The sequence below is a fragment of the Acidovorax sp. Leaf160 genome (genome assembly GCF_001424265.1).
Taxonomy (GTDB): domain Bacteria; phylum Pseudomonadota; class Gammaproteobacteria; order Burkholderiales; family Burkholderiaceae_C; genus Paracidovorax.
Window position 1 is genome coordinate 598,612 of record NZ_LMOV01000023.1, and the last position, 18,097, is coordinate 616,708.

An 18,097-nucleotide genomic window follows, 5' to 3' on the forward strand; every position below is an offset into this window, starting at 1 on the left:
GCAGAACCAACGGAGCCCGCCCCTTTTCAGGAGTGCAGATCGATCAGGCAGCTTGCTTGGCAGCAGCTTGCTTGATCAGGCGATCCACGGTGGGGGATGCCTGGGCACCCACGCTCTTCCAGTACGTCAGGCGGTCCTGAGCGATGCGCAGGCCTTCTTCGCTTTCCTTGGCCGTGGGGTTGTAGAAACCCAGGCGTTCGATGAAGCGGCCGTCGCGGCGAACGCGCTTGTCGGCAACGACGATGTTGAAGAACGGACGGCCTTTGGAGCCTCCGCGGGAGAGCCGAATCACGACCATAATGAATCCTTCGGGTGGCGCAGCACACTGGCTGCAGAAGTTTTTGCTGCGTTTGAGACACGCGACATGGCCACCCGGCCAGCGACACGCTGCAAAGTCCGCGATTATATCCTCATCTTGTCCATGCCACTCATTCGACCCAGCCGCGACGAAGACATCGCCGCCATCACCGCCATCTACGCCCACCACGTCTTGCACGGCACGGGCACCTTCGAAACCACCCCGCCCACTGCGGCCGACATGACCACGCGCCGCGCCGACGTGCTGAGCCGGGGCCTGCCCTACCTGGTGGCGGAGCAGGACGGCGAGGTGTTGGGTTTTGCCTACTGCAACTGGTTCAAGCCCCGGCCGGCCTACCGTTTCTCGGCCGAAGACTCCATCTACGTGGCCGACGCCGCGCGCGGGCTGGGCCTGGGCCGCACCTTGCTCGCAGCGCTCTGCGAGGCAGCCGAATCGGCCGGCGTGCGCAAGCTGCTGGCGGTGATCGGCGACTCCGCCAACCAGGGCTCGGTCGGCGTGCACCGCTCGGCCGGCTTCACGCAAATCGGCGTCATGCGATCGGTGGGCTGGAAGTTCGGCGCCTGGCGCGACGTGGTTCTGATGGAAAAAGCCCTGGGCGCCGGCGACAGCCAGTTGCCCGATGCGGCCAGCCCCGCAGCGCACGGCATTCCCCTATGAAGAACAAGACGGTCGCCGCCTGGCTGGCCTTCGTCGGCGGCCCCCTCGGGCTGCACCGCTTCTACCTGCACGGGCTGGGCGACTGGCTGGGCTGGCTGCTGCCGATTCCCACCGCGCTGGGCGTCTACGGCATCCAGCGGGTGCAGGCCATGGGGCAGGACGACCACCTCAGTTGGCTGCTGATTCCGCTCCTGGGCTTCACCATCGCCGGCTGCGCCTTGCGGGCCATTCTGTATGGCCTGATGACGCCGGAGCGCTGGAACGCGCGCTTCAACCCGTCCGCCGCGCCGGACGCCCCGTCCGGCCGCACGCAGTGGTTCACCATCTTCGCGATCGCGCTGTCGCTGCTGGTGGGCACGACCGTGCTGATGGCCAGCCTGGCGTTCAGCTTTCAGCGGTACTTCGAATACCAGATCGAGGAAGCGCGCAAGATCTCGCAGTAGCCGCTGAGCAGCCGCTCAGGAGCCGCTACGCGCTGCGGCTCCCGCACATTTCAGGTGTTTTGTGCTTCCAGCGCTTATGGAATAAGCACTGATTGCTATTAAATTAATAGCAAACCACAGAACACCGCACCCGGTCAGTAAAGCTGCAGGCTGACCCAGTAGGCGATGGCCGCCACGAAGGCGCTGGCTGGAATCGTCAGGATCCAAGCCCAGACGATGTTGCCCGCCACGCCCCAGCGCACCGCGCTGGCGCGCTGCGTGGACCCCACCCCGACGATGGCGCCGGTGATGGTGTGGGTGGTGGACACCGGGATGCCGAGCGCCGTGGCGACGAAGAGCGTCATCGCGCCGCCGGTTTCCGCGCAGAAGCCGCCCACGGGTTTGAGCTTGGTGATCTTCTGGCCCATGGTCTTGACGATGCGCCAGCCGCCGAACATGGTGCCCAGGCCGATGGCTGCATAGCAGGCGACGATGGCCCAGGTCGGCGGCGAGGCATCGCTCGCCGACGCATACCCGGTCGCGATCAGCAGCAGCCAGATGATGCCGATGGTCTTTTGCGCGTCGTTGCCGCCGTGGCCCAGGCTATAGGCACCCGCCGACACCAGCTGCAGACGGCGGAACCACTTGTCCACCTTGCCCGGTCGGGCGCGGCGGCAGATCCAGGCCACCGCCACCATCATCAGCGAGCCGAGCAAAAAGCCCAGCAGCGGCGACACGAAGATGAACGCCACGGTCTTCAAGATGCCGGCCGAGATCAATGCACCCGCGCCGGCCTTGGCGATCACCGCGCCCACGATGCCGCCGATCAGCGCATGCGAGGAGCTGCTGGGAATGCCGTAGTACCAGGTGATCAGGTTCCAGCTGATGGCGCCCACCAGGGCGCCGAAGATCACATGCGTGTCCACCACGCCCGGCTGCACGATGCCCTTGCCGATGGTGGCCGCCACGCTCAGGTGAAAGACGAAGATGGCGACGAAGTTGAAGAACGCCGCGAACACCACGGCCTGCCCCGGCTTGAGCACGCCGGTCGATACGACGGTGGCGATGGAGTTGGCCGCATCGTGAAAGCCGTTCATGAAGTCGAACAGAATGGCCAGTGCGACGAGCAGCATCACGACCCAGAGGGCGGTTTGTACGGTTTCCATGGTGAAAGATCCGAATCAGACGGGAGCCGCCGCGACCTCAGGAGTTCTCGAGGATGATGCCCTCGATGTGGTTGGCGACGTCTTCGCACTTGTCGGTGATCGTCTCCAGCAGCTCATAGATGGCCTTGAGCTTGATGACCTCGCGCACGTCGGGCTCCTCGCGGAAGAGCTTGCTCATGGCAGCGCGCATCACGCGGTCGGCGTCGGACTCCAGCCGGTCGATCTCCTCACAGGTCTTCAGGGCGGCCTCGGCCACGGCCGGCTCGGCGATCTTGTCCAGCAGCTTCACGGCGTCGCGCAGCCGCTCGCAGCAGCGCACGCTGATGTCCGTCAGGCGCGTGATCTCCTCCGTCATGTGCCGTACGTCGTACAGCGCCATGGTTTCGGCCGAGTCCTGGATGAGGTCGGCGACGTCGTCCATCGTGTTGATGAGCGAGTGGATCTGCTCACGGTCGATGGGGGTGATGAAGGTCTTGTGCAGCGTGCGGTTGACTTCATGGGTCACCCGGTCGGCCGCACGCTCGGCGTTGTCCACGTCCTGGTTGTAGCGGTCGCGCAGATGGGGGTCGTTGTAGTTGGCCACCAGTTGCGAGAACGCCCGGGCCGCTTCGACGATGCGGTCCGCATGCTGGTTGAACATCTCGAAAAAATTGCCCTCGCGGGGCAACAGCTTTCCAAACAACATGCGAACTCCTGGGCAGGCCGCGGCCTGCGAACTACGACAAGAACATGACGTCGCCGTGACTTTGGTGTGACGAGAACGGCGAAAGGCGGGAGTTTAACCGCGGCCGTCCCCTGTCGGAGCGGGCCTACAAAGAGCTTCTCCAAGCCACCGGACCGGCGGGTGGCTGCCCTGAGGGCCCTAGACACCCGGCTCCAAGCGCACAGGACAGCAAGCGCAGGACAACTGACCCCGACCGGGGGGGGCACGCACTACCGCCTTCCCGGCCTAGCCAAAAAAAAGGCACTCCGTGGAGTGCCTTCATCGTGGGAGCCCGGGCCAGCCCCGGCCGGACCGCCTGCCGGCGTCACTCGCCCAGGTAGGCGGCGCGCACGCGCGGATCGCTCAGCAGGTCCTGCCCCGCACCGGTCATGCCGATCAGGCCGGACTCCATCACGTAGCCCCGGTCGGCGATGGCCAGCGCGCGGCTCGCGTTCTGCTCGACCAGCACGATGGTCACGCCCAGGGCGTACACGTCACGCACCACCTCGAAGATCTTGTCCACCATGATGGGCGACAGGCCCATGGAAGGCTCGTCCAGCAGCAGCACCTTGGGCTGGCTCATCAGCGCGCGGCCCATGGCCAGCATCTGCTGCTCGCCGCCCGACATGGTGCCGGCCAGCTGGTCCTTACGCTCGCGCAGGCGCGGGAAGATGGTGAACATCTTTTCCACGTCCGCCTGGATGCCGGCCTTGTCGTTGCGGATGTAGGCGCCCATCAGCAGGTTCTCGGTGATGGTCATGCGCGCGAACACGCCGCGGCCTTCCGGCACCATCACCAGGCCCTTCTTGACCAGGTCCCAGGCGCCCTGGCCCTTGATGCTCTTGCCCAGGTATTCGATGTCGCCGTCGGCGAAAGGCAGCGTGCCGGTGATCGCCTTCATGGTGGTGGTCTTGCCAGCGCCGTTGGAGCCGATCAGCGAGACCAGCTCACCTTCCCGCACCTCGAAGTCCACTCCCTTGACGGCCTGGATGCCGCCGTAGGCGACCTTGAGCCCCTTGATGGACAGCAATACGTTGTTCGATTTCGCCACCATGCTCAATGTCCTCCGGTGCCCAGATAGGCCTCGATCACTTTTTCGTTCTTCTGCACGTCGACCGGATGGCCTTCGGCGATCTGCTTGCCGTAGTCGAGCACCGTCACGCGGTCGCACAGCCCCATCACCAGCTTCACATCGTGCTCGATCAGCAAGATGGTGCGGTTGTCGCGGCGAATGCGGTCGATCAGTTCACGCAGCTGCACCTTCTCGGTGGCGTTCATGCCGGCTGCGGGTTCGTCCAAAGCGATCAGCTGCGGATCGGTGGCCAGGGCGCGGGCGATCTCCAGCCGGCGCTGGTCGCCGTAGCTCAGCGTGCGCGCCTTGTAGTCGGCGAACTTGCCGATGCCCACATAGTCGAGCAGCTCCTGCGCGCGGACACGGATCTCCTGTTCTTCCTGCTTGAACTTCTTGGTGCGGAACACGGCACCCAGCAGCCCGGACTGGGTGCGGATGTGCCGGCCCACCATCACGTTCTCCAGCGCCGTCATGTCGGCGAAGAGGCGGATGTTCTGGAACGTGCGGGCGATACCCGCCTTCGCCACTTCGTGCACCGCCGTGGGTTCGTAGGGCTTGCCGGCCAGCGCGAAGCTGCCGCTGTCGGGCGTATAGAGCCCGGTGATGACGTTGAAGAAGGTCGTCTTGCCGGCGCCGTTCGGGCCGATCAGGCCGTAGACCTGGCCGCGCTGGATGGTGATGCCGACGTCGGACAGGGCCTGCAGGCCGCCGAACCGCTTGGAAATGCCGGCGACCTTCAGCACCACATCGTTGGAATTTTCTGCCATTGCTGTTCTTTCCGTGGTGTTGCTCAGACCTTCTGGGCCAGGCTCTTGCCGTGCTCAGGTGCGGGCCAGAGGCCGCGGGGACGCAGCAGCATGATGATGATCATGGCCAGCGCGATCAGCAGCTGGCGCAGGATGGAGGCGTCCAGGCGGCCGTCCGTCATGGACTGCAGCGGGCCCGCCACGTAGCGCAGCACCTCGGGCAGCGCGGACAGCAGCACCGCACCCAGGATCACGCCCGGAATGTGGCCGATGCCGCCCAGCACCACCATGGCGACGATCATGACCGACTCCATCAGGCTGAACGATTCGGGCGACACGAAGCCCTGGAAGGCGCCGAACATGCTGCCCGCCACGCCGCCGAACGAAGCGCCCATGCCGAAGGCCAGCAGCTTCATGTTGCGGGTGTTGATGCCCATGGCCTTGGCGGCGATCTCGTCTTCGCGGATGGCCATCCAGGCACGACCGATGCGGGAATCCTGCAGGCGATAGCAGATCACCACGCTCAGCACGACCAGCACCAGGAACAGGTAGTAGTAGAGGGTGACCGAATTGATGTCGAAGCCGAACAGCTCGAGCCGGCGGCCGAGGTCGAGGCCGAAGACCTTGACCGAATCGATCTGGCCGATGCCCTTGGGGCCGTTGGTCAGGTTGACGGGATGGTCCAGGTTGTTCAGGAAGATGCGGATGATCTCGCCGAAGCCCAGCGTCACGATGGCCAGGTAGTCACCGCGCAGCTTGAGCGTGGGAGCGCCCAGCAGCGCGCCGAAGATCGCCGCTATCAAGGCCGCGAGCGGTATCACCAGCCAGAGCGAGGTGTGCAGCCCGTTCGGGAACATGGCCGCAAAGCCGGCGAAGGTGTCCGACAGGTGCGGCGAGGCCATCAGCGCGAACAGGTAGGCGCCCACGGCGTAGAACGCCACGTAGCCCAGGTCGAGCAGGCCGGCGTAGCCGACGACGATGTTCAGGCCCAGGGCCAGCAGCACATAGAGCAGCGCCAGATCGGCGATGCGGACCCAGGCATTGCCGAACGACTGCAGGATGAGCGGGAGGACCAGCAGCGCGATGGCGCCGAAGATCCATTGGACTTTGGTGTTTTTCATGGCGTGGCTCCTTCGTTACGCACGGTCTGCCACACGCTCGCCGAGCAGGCCCGAGGGGCGCAGGGTGAGGATGATGATGAGCACGATGAACGCGAAGATGTCGGTGTAGTGGCTGCCCAGCAGGCCGCCGGTGAGCGTGCCGATGTAGCCGGAGCCGATGGCCTCGATCAGGCCCAGCAGAATGCCGCCGACCACTGCGCCGGCCAAGTTGCCGATGCCGCCGAACACGGCCGCCGTGAAGGCCTTCAGGCCCGGCAGGAAGCCCATGGTGTGCTGCGCCGTGCCGTAGTTGGACGCATACATGATGCCGGCGATGGCGGCCAGCACCGCGCCGATGATGAAGGTGGCCGAGATGACCATGTCGGGCTTGACGCCCATCAGCGAGGCGACGCGCGGGTTCTCCGCGGTGGCCCGCATGGCGCGGCCGAGCTTGGTGTAGTTCACCAGGTACATCAGCGAGGCCAGCGCCACCACCGTCACGCCCAGGATCAGGATCTGGGTCGAGGTGATCACCGCGCCGCCGACGTTGAACGGTGCCGTGGGCAGCAGCGTCGGATAGGGCTTGTAGTTCGGCTTCCAGATGATCATCGCCAGCGTCTGCAGCAGGATCGACATGCCGATGGCGGTGATCAGCGGGGCCAGCCGGGGGCTGCTGCGCAGCGGCTTGTAGGCCACCTTTTCGATCACGAAGTTGAGTGTTGCCGCCACCACGCACGCGATGACGGTCGCGATCAGCAGGATCAGCCAGCCGGGGGCACCGGGCATGGCCTCCTGCATCATGCCGATGCAGCTCCAACTGGTGAGAGCGCCGATCATGAGCACTTCGCCGTGGGCAAAATTGATCAGCTGAATGATGCCGTACACCATCGTATAGCCCAGGGCTATCAAGGCGTACATGCTGCCGAGTACCAGACCATTGATGATCTGCTGCAGCAAGATATCCATAAGAAAAAATCCTTCGTTTGTGACGCACCCACCACGCAGGCACCGGGGGTCGGTGCAGCCTTGTGAGCCGCCTGCCATCTAGCAAAAAACCCGCCAGGGTGAGTACTGAGCGGGTTTAGGTGGCGGGATTGTAGCCAGTTGCTTCTATCCCGCTTCGCCGCCCCAGCCGGGGTTTTCCCTTGAAAACGACGCTTATCAGCGGCGCACGGCGGTGATTAGAAATTCTGATGCCAAATAGCCCCTGCGGCGCGGCATGTCGCGCCGTGGGCGTGCCGGGCTTGCCGGGCGGACGGGCAGGTGGACGGGCAGGTGGACGGCAGCCCGCCGCTCCAGGCTCAGTCGCCGGCGCCCTCGCCCGGCGCCGGAGCACGGGCTTCGTTGCGCGCGCGCAGCTCGTCCAGCTTCTGGGCGATCTTGAGTTCCAGCCCCCGCGCAACCGGTCGGTAGAAGCCGGGGGGCTCCATGCCTTCAGGCAGATAGGTTTCGCCCGCAGCGAAGCCGCCCTCCTCGTCGTGGGCGTAGCGGTAGCCGCGCCCGTAGTCGAGCTGCTTCATCAGCTTCGTCGGCGCATTGCGCAGGTGCATGGGCACGGGCCGGGTGCCGTCCTGCTTGATGTGGGCCCGCGCGGCGTTGTAGGCCTTGTAGACCGCGTTGGACTTCGGCGCCACGGCCAGGTAGATCACGCATTCGGCGAGAGCCAGTTCGCCCTCGGGCGTGCCCAGCCGCTCATATACCTCGGCCGCGTCGAGGGCCAGCCGCAGCGCGCGGGGGTCGGCCAGGCCGATGTCTTCGCTGGCCATGCGCACCAGGCGACGCGCCATGTAGCGCGGGTCGGCCCCGCCGTCGAGCATGCGCACGAACCAGTAGAGCGCCGCGTCCGGGTCGGAGCCGCGCACCGACTTGTGCAGGGCGCTGATGGTGTCGTAGAACTGCTCGCCACCCTTGTCGTAGCGGCGCATGCGCTCGCCCAGCACCTTCAGCAGCCACGCATCCGTGATGGTGTCCCGCTTTTCCTGCGTGGCCGCCATGGCCAGCGTTTCGAGCGTGTTGAGCAGCCGCCGGGCATCGCCGTCGGCATAGGCCACCAGCCGGTCTTCCGCTACGCTCTCGATAGCAGGAAGCGCTTTGTGAGCCTGCGCCAGGGCCACGATCTGCTTCAGATCGTCGACGGAAAGCGGCTGCAGCACGTAGACGGCCGCCCGCGAGAGCAGTGCCGAATTCACCTCGAACGACGGGTTCTCGGTGGTGGCCCCGATGAAGGTGAAGAGGCCCGATTCGACGTGCGGCAGGAAGGCGTCCTGCTGGCTCTTGTTGAAGCGGTGCACCTCGTCGACGAAGACGATGGTGCGTTGCTGCATCAGCCCGTCGCGCGCCGACTGGGCGCGTTCCACCGCCTCGCGGATGTCCTTCACGCCCCCTAGCACCGCGCTGATGCTGATGAACTGCGCATCGAACGCGTCGGCCATCAGCCGTGCGATGGTGGTCTTGCCGACACCCGGCGGGCCCCACAGGATGCAGCTGTGCGGCCGGCCCGACTCGAAAGCCAGCCGGAGCGGCATGCCGGGCCCCAGCACGTGCTGCTGGCCGATCACCTCGCCCAGCGTGCGAGGGCGCAGGCGTTCCGCCAGGGGCTGGTGGGCAGGTGCGGCAGCGGGGGAAGGACGGGCGGTCATGGTGGCGGTGGCGGGGTTTCGATGGGAGGACGAAGCACGGCGGGGCAACGATCGGCCGCGCCTGCGACAGCGCGACCCGTCGCGAAGCCGCTATGCTGCCAGCCCCATCCTGCCGAGGACTGCCCATGCATACCGCCGCCGCCATCGTTGTCGGGCTGATCGCCCTGCTGCATATCTACATCCTGGTGCTGGAGATGTTTCTGTGGGACAAGCCCGCGGGCCTGCGGGCGTTCGGCATGAGCCAGGACAAGGCAAGCGCCACCAAGGTGCTGGGCGCGAACCAGGGCCTCTACAACGGGTTCCTGGCCGCCGGCCTGCTGTGGGGCCTGTGGCTGGGTGGCGATTTCGGTCGGCAGGTGCAAGTGTTTTTCCTGCTGTGCGTGCTGGTGGCGGGCGTCTTCGGGGCGTTGACGGCCAGCCGCAAGATCCTGTTCATCCAGGCCGTGCCGGCCACCATCGGGCTGCTGCTGGTGATGGCGGCCGCGCGCTGAGCGGACCTGCGGGCGCGGGGAGGCCTGCCCCCCCACCAGCCACCAGCCCGCCGCGCTGATGCTTATTGCGTCACCACGTCGGCGCCTGCAGGTGCCTTGAACTGGAAGGTGGCCGCAGGCAAGGCCGCGTTGGCCTGCATCGAGGCGAACCGGATCTGCGAGCGCTGGCCGAAGCTGTCGAGTATGTCCAGCGCCGCCAGGTTGTCGCCTTCGAAGCCCACGCGCACGCTCTTCAACTGCCCATCGGCTGCCTTGGGCGTGGCGACCACCCACTGCAGGTTGTCCTGGTCGGGCGCGGGCTGCAGGGTGAAGTCCTTCTGCAGCGCCTTCAGGTCGGGGGCAGAGGCGAGCAGCGCCGCAGGCGTGGAGCCCAGCGCCTGGTCCTGCGACCGCTGCGTGACCTGGTTCAGGTCGGCGTCGTAGAGCCACAGCGTCTTGCCGTCGGCGACGATGGTCTGCTCGAAAGGCTTCTTGTAGGCGAACTTGAACCGGCCCGGACGCTGGAATTCGAACGTGCCCGAGGAGGTCTTGACCCGGGGCGCCTGGCCGTCCTTGGCGGGCGAGGTGACGGTCTGCGTGAAGTCGGCTCGGCCGGACTGCGCGCCCCGCATGAAGGACTCCAGGCTTTTCAGGCCGTCGGCGCTGGCAGATTGGGCGCCTGCAGCTATCAAAAACATAGCAATCCACTGCTTCACGGGGTCTCCTCGGACGAATGGCTAAAGGCTTCAGATGGGGCAACCGCGCCGCCGTTCAAGTCGGCGGGCGGTGCGCCGCCCGCAGCGGGCCCGGCACCGCAGGCTGCCAAGGGCCTCACTCGCTGCTGCGGTTCGGCACCAGGACCTCGCGTTGCCCACTGGAGGTGAGCGCGCTGACCAGCCCCGCCTTCTCCATGTCTTCCAGCAGCCGCGCGGAGCGGTTGTAGCCGATGCGCAGCTTGCGCTGCACGTACGAGATGCTGGCCTTGCGGTCCTTCAGCACCACTTCCACGGCCTGGTCGTACATCGGGTCCTTCTCGCCACTGGCCTCGCCGTCGCCCATCGGGCCGTCGTCGCCGTCCACCGTGCCGCCTTCCAGCACGCCGTCGATGTAATCGGGTTCGCCCTGGCTCTTGAGGTAGTTCACGACCCGGTGCACCTCTTCGTCGGAGACGAAGGCGCCGTGGACCCGGATGGGCAGCCCGGTGCCGCTGGCCATGTAGAGCATGTCGCCCATGCCCAGCAGCGCCTCGGCGCCCATCTGGTCGAGGATGGTGCGGCTGTCGATCTTGGAGCCCACCGAGAACGCGATCCGGGTCGGGATGTTGGCCTTGATCAGGCCGGTGATCACATCGACGCTGGGGCGCTGCGTGGCCAGGATCAGGTGGATGCCGGCCGCGCGCGCCTTCTGCGCCAGGCGGGCGATCAGCTCTTCGATCTTCTTGCCCACCACCATCATCAGGTCGGCCAGCTCGTCGATGATGACCACGATGTGCGGCAGGCGCTGGAGCGGCTCGGGCTCCTCGGGCGTCAGGCTGAAGGGGTTGTAGATGAATTCTTCCCGCGCCTTGGCTTCGTCGATCTTGGTGTTGTAGCCCGCCAGGTTGCGCACGCCGAGCTTGGACATGAGCTTGTAGCGGCGCTCCATCTCGGCCACGCACCAGTTCAGGCCGTGCGCGGCCTGCTTCATGTCGGTGACCACCGGAGCCAGCAGGTGCGGAATGCCTTCGTAGACCGACATTTCCAGCATCTTCGGGTCGATCATCAAGAGGCGCACGTCGCGTGCCTCGGCCTTGTAGAGCAGCGAGAGGATCATCGCGTTGATCCCCACCGACTTGCCCGAGCCGGTGGTACCGGCCACCAGCACGTGCGGCATCTTGGCCAGGTCGGCCACCACCGGGTTGCCGACGATGTCCTTGCCCAGGCCCATGGTCAGCATGCTCTTGGCTTCGTGATAGACGTGCGAGCCAAGGATTTCCGACAGCCGGATCGACTGCCGCTTGGCGTTGGGCAGCTCCAGCGCCATGTAGTTCTTGCCCGGGATGGTCTCGATCACGCGGATGGAGACCAGCGACAGCGACCGCGCCAGGTCTTTCGCCAGGCCCACGATCTGCGAGCCCTTCACGCCCGTGGCCGGCTCGATCTCGTAGCGGGTGATGACCGGGCCGGGCATGGCCGCGACCACCCGCACCTCCACGCCGAAGTCCTTTAGCTTCTTCTCGATCAGCCGGCTGGTCATCTCCAGCGTCTCGGGGGAGACGGTTTCCTGGCGCTGGGAAGGCGCCGCGTCCAGCAGATCGACCTGCGGCAGGCGGCTGTCGGGCATTTCGGTGAAGAGCGGCTTCTGCCGCTCCTTCACCACGCGCGCGCTCTGCGGCACGTCGGTGAAGACGGGCTCGATGATCTGCACCGGCTGCGGCGAGTGCTCCTCGGTGTCGTGGCGCTCTTCCTGCAGCACCTCCTCACGCTCGCGCGCCGCCCGCTTGCCCACCGCGACGTCGCGCGCCTTCTCGCGCTTGGCGCGGCCGAACTGCACCATGCCGTCGATGCGGCCACCCAGCCGCTCGGCCACGTGGCCCCAGGAGAACCGGAACACCAGGGCTGCACCCAGCACCACCAGCATCACCCCCACCAGGCCCGAGCCGGTGAAGCCCAGCCACTTTACACCCATCGAGCCCATGGCGTGGCCGAGCACGCCACCGGCCTGCCCCGGCAGCGCGCCCTCGAATCGATAAAGGCGCGACCATTCCAGCCCGGCGCTGGCGCACAGCAAGATGACCAGGCCGCCCCAGAAGAGCAGGCGCCGTGCCCAGGGACTGCGCGGATTGCTGTCCAGCATCGATTCGCCGCCGCCCATCCACCGCGCCAGCGACGCGAGCCAGGCGCGCACGCCCGCTGCCAGGCACCACCACACGGAGAAGCCGAAGGCAAAATAGCTGCAGTCGGCCAGCCACGCACCCAGGCGCCCGGCCCAGTTGGTCAGCACGCGCCCGTCATTGGCACCCGAGGTGGACCAGGCCGCGTCGTGGCCCGAGTAGCTGGCCAGCGCGAGCAGCCAGAACACCAGGGCCAACAGGCCCAGCACCAGGCCGATTTCATGGCCGAAGCGCGCCGCCCTGGTGGGAGGAGCGGACTTTCCAGACGAAGCATTCAGGGTATTGAGGGAATAGGTCATAACGGTGCGCGGCCGAGCTTACCCGATGGCCGCGACGGGCCCGACGCCGCCGGCTGGACCCGGCACGTCCGGGGCCGCCGATGGTTTCCTGGGACGTATCCACGATCTGCCAGGGGCCGCACGGCGGGGCGCGCGCAGGGCGGGCTGCCACGCACCCCCTCCTCCCGGTGGCGCTCCAACGCCATGCCCTGCGGGGTTGTCAACACGTTCTTACAATCGCTGCGATTGAAAACCGCCGGCTCGCCGGCTATCGGCCGGGTTGATACTCTGCCACCACCGCCTCATCTGACATCTGCGGATGCGGCCGGAACCCTCCGGCCTGCACCGTTTACATCTCACTCTGACATGCCCAATTCCCAACACGCCAAAGTCATGATCCTCGGCTCCGGCCCTGCCGGATACACCGCTGCGGTGTATGCCGCGCGCGCCAACCTGAACCCGGTGCTGATCACCGGCATCGCCCAGGGCGGGCAGCTGATGACCACGACCGAGGTGGACAACTGGCCCGCCGACGTGAATGGCGTGCAGGGCCCCGAGCTGATGCAGCGCTTCCTGGAACACGCCGAGCGTTTCAAGACGAAGATCGTGTTCGACCACATCCACACGGTGGACTTCAGCAAGCGCCCCTTCACCCTGACCGGCGACAGCGGCACCTACACCTGCGATTCGCTCATCATCGCCACCGGCGCATCGGCCAAGTACCTGGGCCTGCCTTCGGAAGAGGCCTTCATGGGCAAGGGCGTGTCGGGCTGCGCCACGTGTGACGGCTTCTTCTACCGCGAGCAGGACGTTTGCGTGGTCGGCGGCGGCAACACCGCCGTCGAAGAAGCGCTCTACCTTTCGAACATCGCCCGCAAGGTGACGCTGGTGCACCGCCGCGACAAGTTCAAGGCCGAACCCATCCTGGTGGACAAGCTCAACGAGAAGGTCGCGGCCGGCAAGATCGAGCTCAAGACCTTCCACACGCTCGACGAGGTCCTGGGCGACGCCACCGGCGTGACCGGCATCCGCGTGAAGAGCACGCTGGACGGCAGCACGCACGACATCGCGCTGCAAGGCTGCTTCATCGCCATCGGCCACGCGCCCAACACCGACATCTTCAACGGCCAGCTGACCATGGACAACGGCTACATCGTCACGCAGGGCGGCCTCAAGGGCTTCGCCACGCAGACCAGCGTGCCGGGCGTGTTCGCGGCCGGCGACGTGCAGGACCACGTCTATCGCCAGGCCATCACCAGCGCCGGCACGGGCTGCATGGCGGCCCTGGATGCGCAGCGCTTTCTGGAACAAGATGGCGTGATCTGACAGCGCGGGCTATAATCTGCGGCTTTGCTGATTTCTGCGCACTCATCTCACGGGTGCTGCGGGGCAGCAGAATCAAAGCAACGGGTTACCGCCACCCTTTCTGGCGAGGTGAGGCCGCAAGAGCAGGCCCCGCGGCAGCCGCCGCAGGGCCCTTCGCGAAACGGCCGTTGAAAACTATCGGAGTGTCCTCATGGCACGCGTATGTGAAGTCACGGGCAAAGGCCCCATGGTCGGGAACAATGTTTCCCACGCCAACAACAAGACCAAGCGCCGGTTCCTGCCGAACCTGCAATACCGCCGTTTCTGGGTCGAGAGCGAAAACCGCTGGGTGCGTCTGCGCATTTCCAACGCCGGTCTGCGCCTGATCGACAAGAACGGTATCGACGCCGTGCTCGCAGACCTGCGTGCACGCGGCCAGGCTTAAACAGGAGACCGACCATGGCAACCAAAGGCGGACGCGACAAGATCAAGCTGGAATCCACTGCGGGTACCGGCCACTTCTACACCACGACCAAGAACAAGAAGACGATGCCCGAGAAGATGCTGATCATGAAATTTGATCCCAAGGCTCGCAAGCACGTCGAGTACAAGGAAATGAAGCTGAAGTAATCCTTCAGCGGCATCGCCTTCAAGAAACCGCCTCCGGGCGGTTTTTTTATGCCCGCAAGGTCTTGGCGATGGCCTCGGCGGGTGCGCGCTGCTGCTGCGCCGCCATCAGTTCGCCGAGCACGCGGTAGCCCGCCTCCACCTGCGGAGTGAAGGGCCTGCCGCAGCTCATGCGCAGGAAGTGCTCGTACCGTCCGGTATTGGAGAACATCGAACCCGGCGCCACGCGAATGCCGCGCGACAGGGCTTCGTCATAGAGGCGGCTGGTGGAGATGCCCGCCGGCAGTTCCATCCACAGGCTGATGCCCCCGGGCGGCAGACTGAGGCGCGTGCCTGGCGGAAAGTAGCGGGCGATGGCCTGGGCACCCGCTTCGCGCTGCGCTCGCAACTGCATGCGCATGCGGCGCATGTGGCGCTCATACGCCGGGGAATCGACGCTGCGCGCCGCCAGCAGCTGAGACCACGACTGCATGTTGCGCGTGCGGGCGAACTTCAGCATCTGCACCCGGGCATGCCAGCGGCCCGCGCTCATCCAGCCCTGCCGCAGCCCGGGCGCGAAGCTTTTGCTGAGCGAGGCGCAATAGATCACCTGGCCCGCATCGCCCGGCCGGTCCCAGGCCTTGGCCGGCCGCAGCGGCACGGGCGATTCGACGAACTCGCGGTAGATGTCGTCCTCGATCAACGCCAGTCCGTATTCGACGCACAGGGCCACCAGCCGCTCCTTGTGCGCATCGGGCATGACGCTGCCCAGCGGCATCTGCAGATGCGGCACGACCACCACGCCCTTCAGGCGCGGCTCGTTGCGGGCCGCCAGCTCCAGCGCCTCCAGCGAGATCCCGGTGCGCGGGCTGCTGGGAATTTCCAGCGCCCGCAGGCCCCGCACCTCGATCGCCTGCAGGATGCCGAAGAAGGTGGGCGACTCCACCGCGATGACGTCGCCCGGGCCGGCGATGGCGTCGAGCGCCAGGTTCACGGCCTCCGAATTGCCGTGCGTCGCGCCGATCTCGTCCGGCGCCAGGCTGACGCCGAAGGTCAGCGCATGGCGCGCCATGGCCTGCTGGAATTCCGGGTGCGTGGTGGGCGCGGAGGGCCCATAGACCAGCACGTCGGGCTGCTCGCGCAGCAACTGCGCGGCCAGCCGGTTGAGGGCCGCGGCATCGAAGAGGCTGGGCGCCGGCATGGCGCTGCCCAGGTCCAGCACGCCCGGGCCGGCCAGGCGTGCCTTTTCCAGAAACAGCGAGATGCGCTCGTTGATGCCGGCGAACACCTGCGGGTCGGGCTGCAGCGGCTCGTGGATGTCGGGCTCGCGCACGGCGGGCAGCGCATCGGCCCGCTGCGGGCTGCGCACGAAATACCCCACCCGCTCGCGCGCCTCGACGCGGCCGTCGGATTCGAGCTGCCGCAGCACCTGCAAGGCCGTGGTCAGGCTGACACCGTGGCGCTGGCACAGCTCGCGCACCGAGGGCAGCCGCATGGCGGGCGCCAGGGTGCCGGCAGCAATCGCCTGCTCGTACAAGGCCGCCAACTGGCGGTAGCGCGGTGCATTGCCGCTCGCCGGCCGGGGCGCCGCTGCGGCCCCGGAAGCAGGGGGCACGGGGAGAGGGACGGAGTGGAGGGTCATGGGAGCACGTCGCGGGCGTGGAGGCGGCGACATCGATCATGCCAAAGCCGGCCCCGGCCGGGCAGATACAGGCAGGCCCGCAGGACACCATAACAGCGCAGAAAAATCCGCCGCTGTTATGGACCGGCGGATCGGCGCCTGTGCCTGCCCCGATCGGGCCGGGTCCCCTACGCTCAAGGCCATTCCTGAAACGCTTTCGCCCACCGTTTTCAGGCCACTCGCCCCAGGAGCCCCCCATGCCTTCCAGCACCGCACCCATCGCCACCGCACCCCGAAACGCCAGCGCCCCACCGAGCGCCGCTGCGCGCACCGACCTGCCCGCCCGTTGCAGCACCTGGGTGTGCCTGCCGCCGGGCGCCATGCTGCAGGTGGAAAGCGGCCGGGTCCGGCTGGCCAGCGGGCCGGCGATGTGTGGACAGATGCTGCTGGCGCGCGGCATGCCCCATGTGCTGGAGGCCGGCCAGGCCTGGTGCGTGCCATCGGGCGGCAGCGCGGCCTGGGTGCAGCTGACGAACGCAGGCCCGGACAAGGCGTGCGTCGCGCTGGCGGAACCCCCTCCGGCGCCCGCCCGCTTTGCCGCATGGACCCGCGCCCTGGCGGGCTTGCCGGCGCGCTTGGCAGGCTGGCGGCAGCGGGCGCGAGCGACAGCCGCCGGAGGCGCCATCTCGCAGGCCTGAGCGGGCGCCCCGCCGGATGTGCGCCGCGCCTGGGCCAGCCCCGCCCGGGCCTGCGTGGATTCAGCCCTTGCGCGTCCACACCGCGGCGAAGAAGCCGTCGGTCTGGTGGGTATGCGGCCAGAGGCGCAGGTTCTGTGTGCCGGTGGCGCCGCCGCGGCACAGGCGGGCGGCATGCTCCACCTTCAGCTGGGTCAGCAGCTCGCCCGCATCGGCCGGCTCGAAGTCGGGATGCGCGGCGGTGAAGGCATCGGCGATGGCTTCGTTTTCCTGCGGCAGCACGCTGCAGGTGGCGTAGACCAGCCGGCCGCCGGGCTTGAGCAGCCGCGCGGCGCTGGCCAGGATGGCCGTCTGCTTGGCCGCCAACTCCTGCAGCGCCTCGGGCGACTGCCGCCACTTCAGGTCGGGGTTGCGGCGCAGCGTGCCCAGGCCCGAGCACGGCGCATCCACCAGCACCCGGTCGATCTTGCCGGCCAGGCGCTTGACGCGGTCGTCGCGCTCATGCGCGATGGCGGCCGGATGCACGTTCGACAGGCCGCTGCGGGCCAGGCGCGGCTTGAGCGCGTCCAGCCGATGGGCCGACACGTCGAAGGCATACAGCCGGCCGGTGTTGCGCATGCTGGCGCCGATGGCCAGCGTCTTGCCGCCGGCGCCGGCGCAGAAATCGACCACCATCTCGCCGCGCTTGGCGTCCAGCAGCAGGGCCAGCAGCTGCGAGCCTTCGTCCTGCACCTCGATGGCGCCGCGCACGAAGGCGGGCAGCTTGGTGAGCGCCGGCTTGCCGTCCACGCGCAGGCCCCAGGGCGAATAGGGCGTGGCAACGGCCTTGATGCCGGCTTGCGACAGCTCTTTCTGCACCTCGGCCCGCTTGTCCGACAGGGCATTGACGCGCAAGTCGAGCGGCGCGCCCTGCTGCATGCTTTCGGCCAGCGGCCAGAAGCCGTCACCCAATTGCTCCTTGAGCGGCGCGACCAGCCATTCGGGCAGGTTGTGGCGGTGGCGCTCCATCAGGTCGTCCGGCTGCAGCGTGTCGCACTGCTCCAGCCAGTTCTTTTCCTGGTCGTTCAGCGCGCTTTTCAGAAAGTCGCGCGGGCCGTGAAAGCCCAGGATGGCCAGGCGCCGCTCCTTGGGGCCGCTGCCGGAGCGGGCGAGCTGCTCGAACAGCAGCTTCTTGCGCAGCACGGCGTAGGTGGTCTCGGCCAGGGTCGCACGTTCGCGCGGGCCCAGCGACCGGTTGTCGCGGAAGAATCGGGAAACGACGGAGTCCGCCGGGTGTTCGAAGGTCAAAGTCAGCCTGACTAGTTCAGCGCAGGCGTCCAGAAGGGCTTTTGGGTGCATGGTGCGATTGTCCCACTGGCGCCGCGCGGCACAGCGGCACCGGAAAACGCAGCGACACTGGCAGCCGCCGCCGCGCTCCATCGCGCCG

The 18,097-nt window shown here is 67.0% G+C and carries 19 protein-coding genes; 7 read left to right on the forward strand and 12 right to left on the reverse strand.

All coding sequences use genetic code 11. The features are described 5' to 3' along the window. Positions 1 to 43 precede the first annotated feature (43 nt). Entirely contained in the window at positions 44 to 298 is a 255-nt protein-coding gene (gene rpsP, locus ASF94_RS13265) for a 30S ribosomal protein S16 (protein ID WP_056666976.1), read from the reverse strand. A gap of 123 nt (positions 299 to 421) precedes the next feature. On the opposite strand from rpsP, the gene ASF94_RS13270 reads away from it, so the two are divergent. Both ASF94_RS13270 and ASF94_RS13275 read left to right on the forward strand, forming a co-directional pair. Beyond that, positions 422 to 976, forward strand: coding sequence for a GNAT family N-acetyltransferase (locus ASF94_RS13270; RefSeq protein ID WP_056666979.1), 555 nt, complete (start codon positions 422 to 424; stop codon positions 974 to 976). Further along, positions 973 to 1,419: an NINE protein gene (locus ASF94_RS13275; RefSeq protein ID WP_056666982.1), complete on the forward strand. Its 447-nt coding sequence runs from the start codon at positions 973 to 975 to the stop codon at positions 1,417 to 1,419. The genes ASF94_RS13270 and ASF94_RS13275 overlap by 4 nt, the downstream gene beginning before the upstream one ends. 134 nt (positions 1,420 to 1,553) lie before the next feature. Here the strand turns inward: ASF94_RS13275 and ASF94_RS13280 are convergent, their stop codons facing one another. The 7 genes from ASF94_RS13280 to ASF94_RS13310 all read right to left on the reverse strand — a co-directional run bounded on the left by ASF94_RS13280 (position 1,554) and on the right by ASF94_RS13310 (position 8,824). Then, positions 1,554 to 2,564, reverse strand: coding sequence for an inorganic phosphate transporter (locus ASF94_RS13280; protein WP_056666985.1), 1,011 nt, complete (start codon positions 2,562 to 2,564; stop codon positions 1,554 to 1,556). 37 nt (positions 2,565 to 2,601) lie between these two features. Continuing rightward, positions 2,602 to 3,249: a DUF47 domain-containing protein gene (locus ASF94_RS13285; RefSeq protein ID WP_056666988.1), complete on the reverse strand. Its 648-nt coding sequence runs from the start codon at positions 3,247 to 3,249 to the stop codon at positions 2,602 to 2,604. A gap of 343 nt (positions 3,250 to 3,592) precedes the next feature. Then, positions 3,593 to 4,321, reverse strand: coding sequence for an ABC transporter ATP-binding protein (locus tag ASF94_RS13290; RefSeq protein WP_056666990.1), 729 nt, complete (start codon positions 4,319 to 4,321; stop codon positions 3,593 to 3,595). A gap of 2 nt (positions 4,322 to 4,323) precedes the next feature. Further along, positions 4,324 to 5,106 carry an ABC transporter ATP-binding protein gene (locus tag ASF94_RS13295; protein ID WP_056666993.1) on the reverse strand — a complete coding sequence of 261 codons (783 nt, stop codon included), beginning with the start codon at positions 5,104 to 5,106 and terminating at the stop codon, positions 4,324 to 4,326. Positions 5,107 to 5,129: 23 nt separating this feature from the next. After that, positions 5,130 to 6,206: an ABC transporter ATP-binding protein gene (locus ASF94_RS13300; protein WP_056666996.1), complete on the reverse strand. Its 1,077-nt coding sequence runs from the start codon at positions 6,204 to 6,206 to the stop codon at positions 5,130 to 5,132. A gap of 15 nt (positions 6,207 to 6,221) precedes the next feature. Next, positions 6,222 to 7,151, reverse strand: coding sequence for a branched-chain amino acid ABC transporter permease (locus ASF94_RS13305; protein ID WP_056666998.1), 930 nt, complete (start codon positions 7,149 to 7,151; stop codon positions 6,222 to 6,224). Positions 7,152 to 7,486: 335 nt separating this feature from the next. Beyond that, a complete protein-coding gene (locus tag ASF94_RS13310; protein WP_056667001.1) occupies positions 7,487 to 8,824 on the reverse strand; it encodes a replication-associated recombination protein A in 1,338 nt (445 codons plus the stop codon). A 125-nt stretch (positions 8,825 to 8,949) separates the two neighbouring features. On the opposite strand from ASF94_RS13310, the gene ASF94_RS13315 reads away from it, so the two are divergent. Beyond that, positions 8,950 to 9,315, forward strand: a complete 366-nt coding sequence (locus ASF94_RS13315) for a DUF1304 domain-containing protein (protein ID WP_056667004.1) — start codon at positions 8,950 to 8,952, stop codon at positions 9,313 to 9,315. Between the two features lie 62 nt (positions 9,316 to 9,377). Here the strand turns inward: ASF94_RS13315 and lolA are convergent, their stop codons facing one another. Together lolA and ASF94_RS13325 are read right to left on the reverse strand one after the other, a co-directional pair. Then, positions 9,378 to 9,992 (reverse strand): outer membrane lipoprotein chaperone LolA, encoded by a 615-nt coding sequence (lolA, locus tag ASF94_RS13320; RefSeq protein WP_056667006.1) that lies wholly within the window; start codon positions 9,990 to 9,992, stop codon positions 9,378 to 9,380. Positions 9,993 to 10,125: 133 nt separating this feature from the next. Continuing rightward, on the reverse strand, positions 10,126 to 12,465 hold the full coding sequence (locus ASF94_RS13325; RefSeq protein ID WP_056667009.1) for a DNA translocase FtsK: 2,340 nt from the start codon (positions 12,463 to 12,465) through the stop codon (positions 10,126 to 10,128). Positions 12,466 to 12,810: 345 nt separating this feature from the next. Between ASF94_RS13325 and trxB the strand changes: the two genes are divergently transcribed. From trxB to rpmG, 3 genes are all read left to right on the forward strand, one after another. Beyond that, positions 12,811 to 13,770: a thioredoxin-disulfide reductase gene (trxB, locus tag ASF94_RS13330; RefSeq protein ID WP_056667012.1), complete on the forward strand. Its 960-nt coding sequence runs from the start codon at positions 12,811 to 12,813 to the stop codon at positions 13,768 to 13,770. A 190-nt stretch (positions 13,771 to 13,960) separates the two neighbouring features. Further along, the gene (rpmB, locus tag ASF94_RS13335) at positions 13,961 to 14,194 is read left to right on the forward strand and encodes a 50S ribosomal protein L28 (protein WP_056667014.1); all 234 of its coding nucleotides are present in this window, start codon (positions 13,961 to 13,963) and stop codon (positions 14,192 to 14,194) included. A 14-nt stretch (positions 14,195 to 14,208) separates the two neighbouring features. Next, on the forward strand, positions 14,209 to 14,379 hold the full coding sequence (gene rpmG, locus ASF94_RS13340; RefSeq protein ID WP_027995663.1) for a 50S ribosomal protein L33: 171 nt from the start codon (positions 14,209 to 14,211) through the stop codon (positions 14,377 to 14,379). A gap of 46 nt (positions 14,380 to 14,425) precedes the next feature. Here rpmG and ASF94_RS13345 read toward each other — a convergent pair whose 3' ends face one another. After that, complete coding sequence (locus ASF94_RS13345; RefSeq protein WP_082493244.1) at positions 14,426 to 15,997, reverse strand: PLP-dependent aminotransferase family protein; 1,572 nt, start codon at positions 15,995 to 15,997, stop codon at positions 14,426 to 14,428. 236 nt (positions 15,998 to 16,233) lie between these two features. Between ASF94_RS13345 and ASF94_RS13350 the strand changes: the two genes are divergently transcribed. Continuing rightward, positions 16,234 to 16,674 carry a hypothetical protein gene (locus ASF94_RS13350; protein ID WP_056667019.1) on the forward strand — a complete coding sequence of 147 codons (441 nt, stop codon included), beginning with the start codon at positions 16,234 to 16,236 and terminating at the stop codon, positions 16,672 to 16,674. Positions 16,675 to 16,734: 60 nt separating this feature from the next. On the opposite strand, the gene ASF94_RS13355 is transcribed toward ASF94_RS13350, so the two are convergent. Continuing rightward, positions 16,735 to 18,009 carry an RsmB/NOP family class I SAM-dependent RNA methyltransferase gene (locus ASF94_RS13355; RefSeq protein ID WP_056667022.1) on the reverse strand — a complete coding sequence of 425 codons (1,275 nt, stop codon included), beginning with the start codon at positions 18,007 to 18,009 and terminating at the stop codon, positions 16,735 to 16,737. Positions 18,010 to 18,097: the final 88 nt, after the last annotated feature.

Bases quoted from the DNA above. Each gene is read 5' to 3' on its own strand.
- ASF94_RS13310 (WP_056667001.1), bottom strand. From the start codon at position 8,824: ATGACCGCCCGTCCTTCCCCCGCTGCCGCACCTGCCCACCAGCCCCTG.
- ASF94_RS13355 (WP_056667022.1), bottom strand. From the start codon at position 18,009: ATGCACCCAAAAGCCCTTCTGGACGCCTGCGCTGAACTAGTCAGGCTG.
- trxB (WP_056667012.1), top strand. From the start codon at position 12,811: ATGCCCAATTCCCAACACGCCAAAGTCATGATCCTCGGCTCCGGCCCT.
- ASF94_RS13325 (WP_056667009.1), bottom strand. From the start codon at position 12,465: ATGACCTATTCCCTCAATACCCTGAATGCTTCGTCTGGAAAGTCCGCT.
- ASF94_RS13300 (WP_056666996.1), bottom strand. From the start codon at position 6,206: ATGAAAAACACCAAAGTCCAATGGATCTTCGGCGCCATCGCGCTGCTG.
- ASF94_RS13345 (WP_082493244.1), bottom strand. From the start codon at position 15,997: ATGACCCTCCACTCCGTCCCTCTCCCCGTGCCCCCTGCTTCCGGGGCC.
- ASF94_RS13280 (WP_056666985.1), bottom strand. From the start codon at position 2,564: ATGGAAACCGTACAAACCGCCCTCTGGGTCGTGATGCTGCTCGTCGCA.
- ASF94_RS13305 (WP_056666998.1), bottom strand. From the start codon at position 7,151: ATGGATATCTTGCTGCAGCAGATCATCAATGGTCTGGTACTCGGCAGC.
- rpmG (WP_027995663.1), top strand. From the start codon at position 14,209: ATGGCAACCAAAGGCGGACGCGACAAGATCAAGCTGGAATCCACTGCG.
- ASF94_RS13270 (WP_056666979.1), top strand. From the start codon at position 422: ATGCCACTCATTCGACCCAGCCGCGACGAAGACATCGCCGCCATCACC.
- ASF94_RS13285 (WP_056666988.1), bottom strand. From the start codon at position 3,249: ATGTTGTTTGGAAAGCTGTTGCCCCGCGAGGGCAATTTTTTCGAGATG.
- ASF94_RS13295 (WP_056666993.1), bottom strand. From the start codon at position 5,106: ATGGCAGAAAATTCCAACGATGTGGTGCTGAAGGTCGCCGGCATTTCC.
- ASF94_RS13275 (WP_056666982.1), top strand. From the start codon at position 973: ATGAAGAACAAGACGGTCGCCGCCTGGCTGGCCTTCGTCGGCGGCCCC.
- ASF94_RS13290 (WP_056666990.1), bottom strand. From the start codon at position 4,321: ATGGTGGCGAAATCGAACAACGTATTGCTGTCCATCAAGGGGCTCAAG.
- rpmB (WP_056667014.1), top strand. From the start codon at position 13,961: ATGGCACGCGTATGTGAAGTCACGGGCAAAGGCCCCATGGTCGGGAAC.
- ASF94_RS13315 (WP_056667004.1), top strand. From the start codon at position 8,950: ATGCATACCGCCGCCGCCATCGTTGTCGGGCTGATCGCCCTGCTGCAT.
- lolA (WP_056667006.1), bottom strand. From the start codon at position 9,992: ATGTTTTTGATAGCTGCAGGCGCCCAATCTGCCAGCGCCGACGGCCTG.
- rpsP (WP_056666976.1), bottom strand. From the start codon at position 298: ATGGTCGTGATTCGGCTCTCCCGCGGAGGCTCCAAAGGCCGTCCGTTC.
- ASF94_RS13350 (WP_056667019.1), top strand. From the start codon at position 16,234: ATGCCTTCCAGCACCGCACCCATCGCCACCGCACCCCGAAACGCCAGC.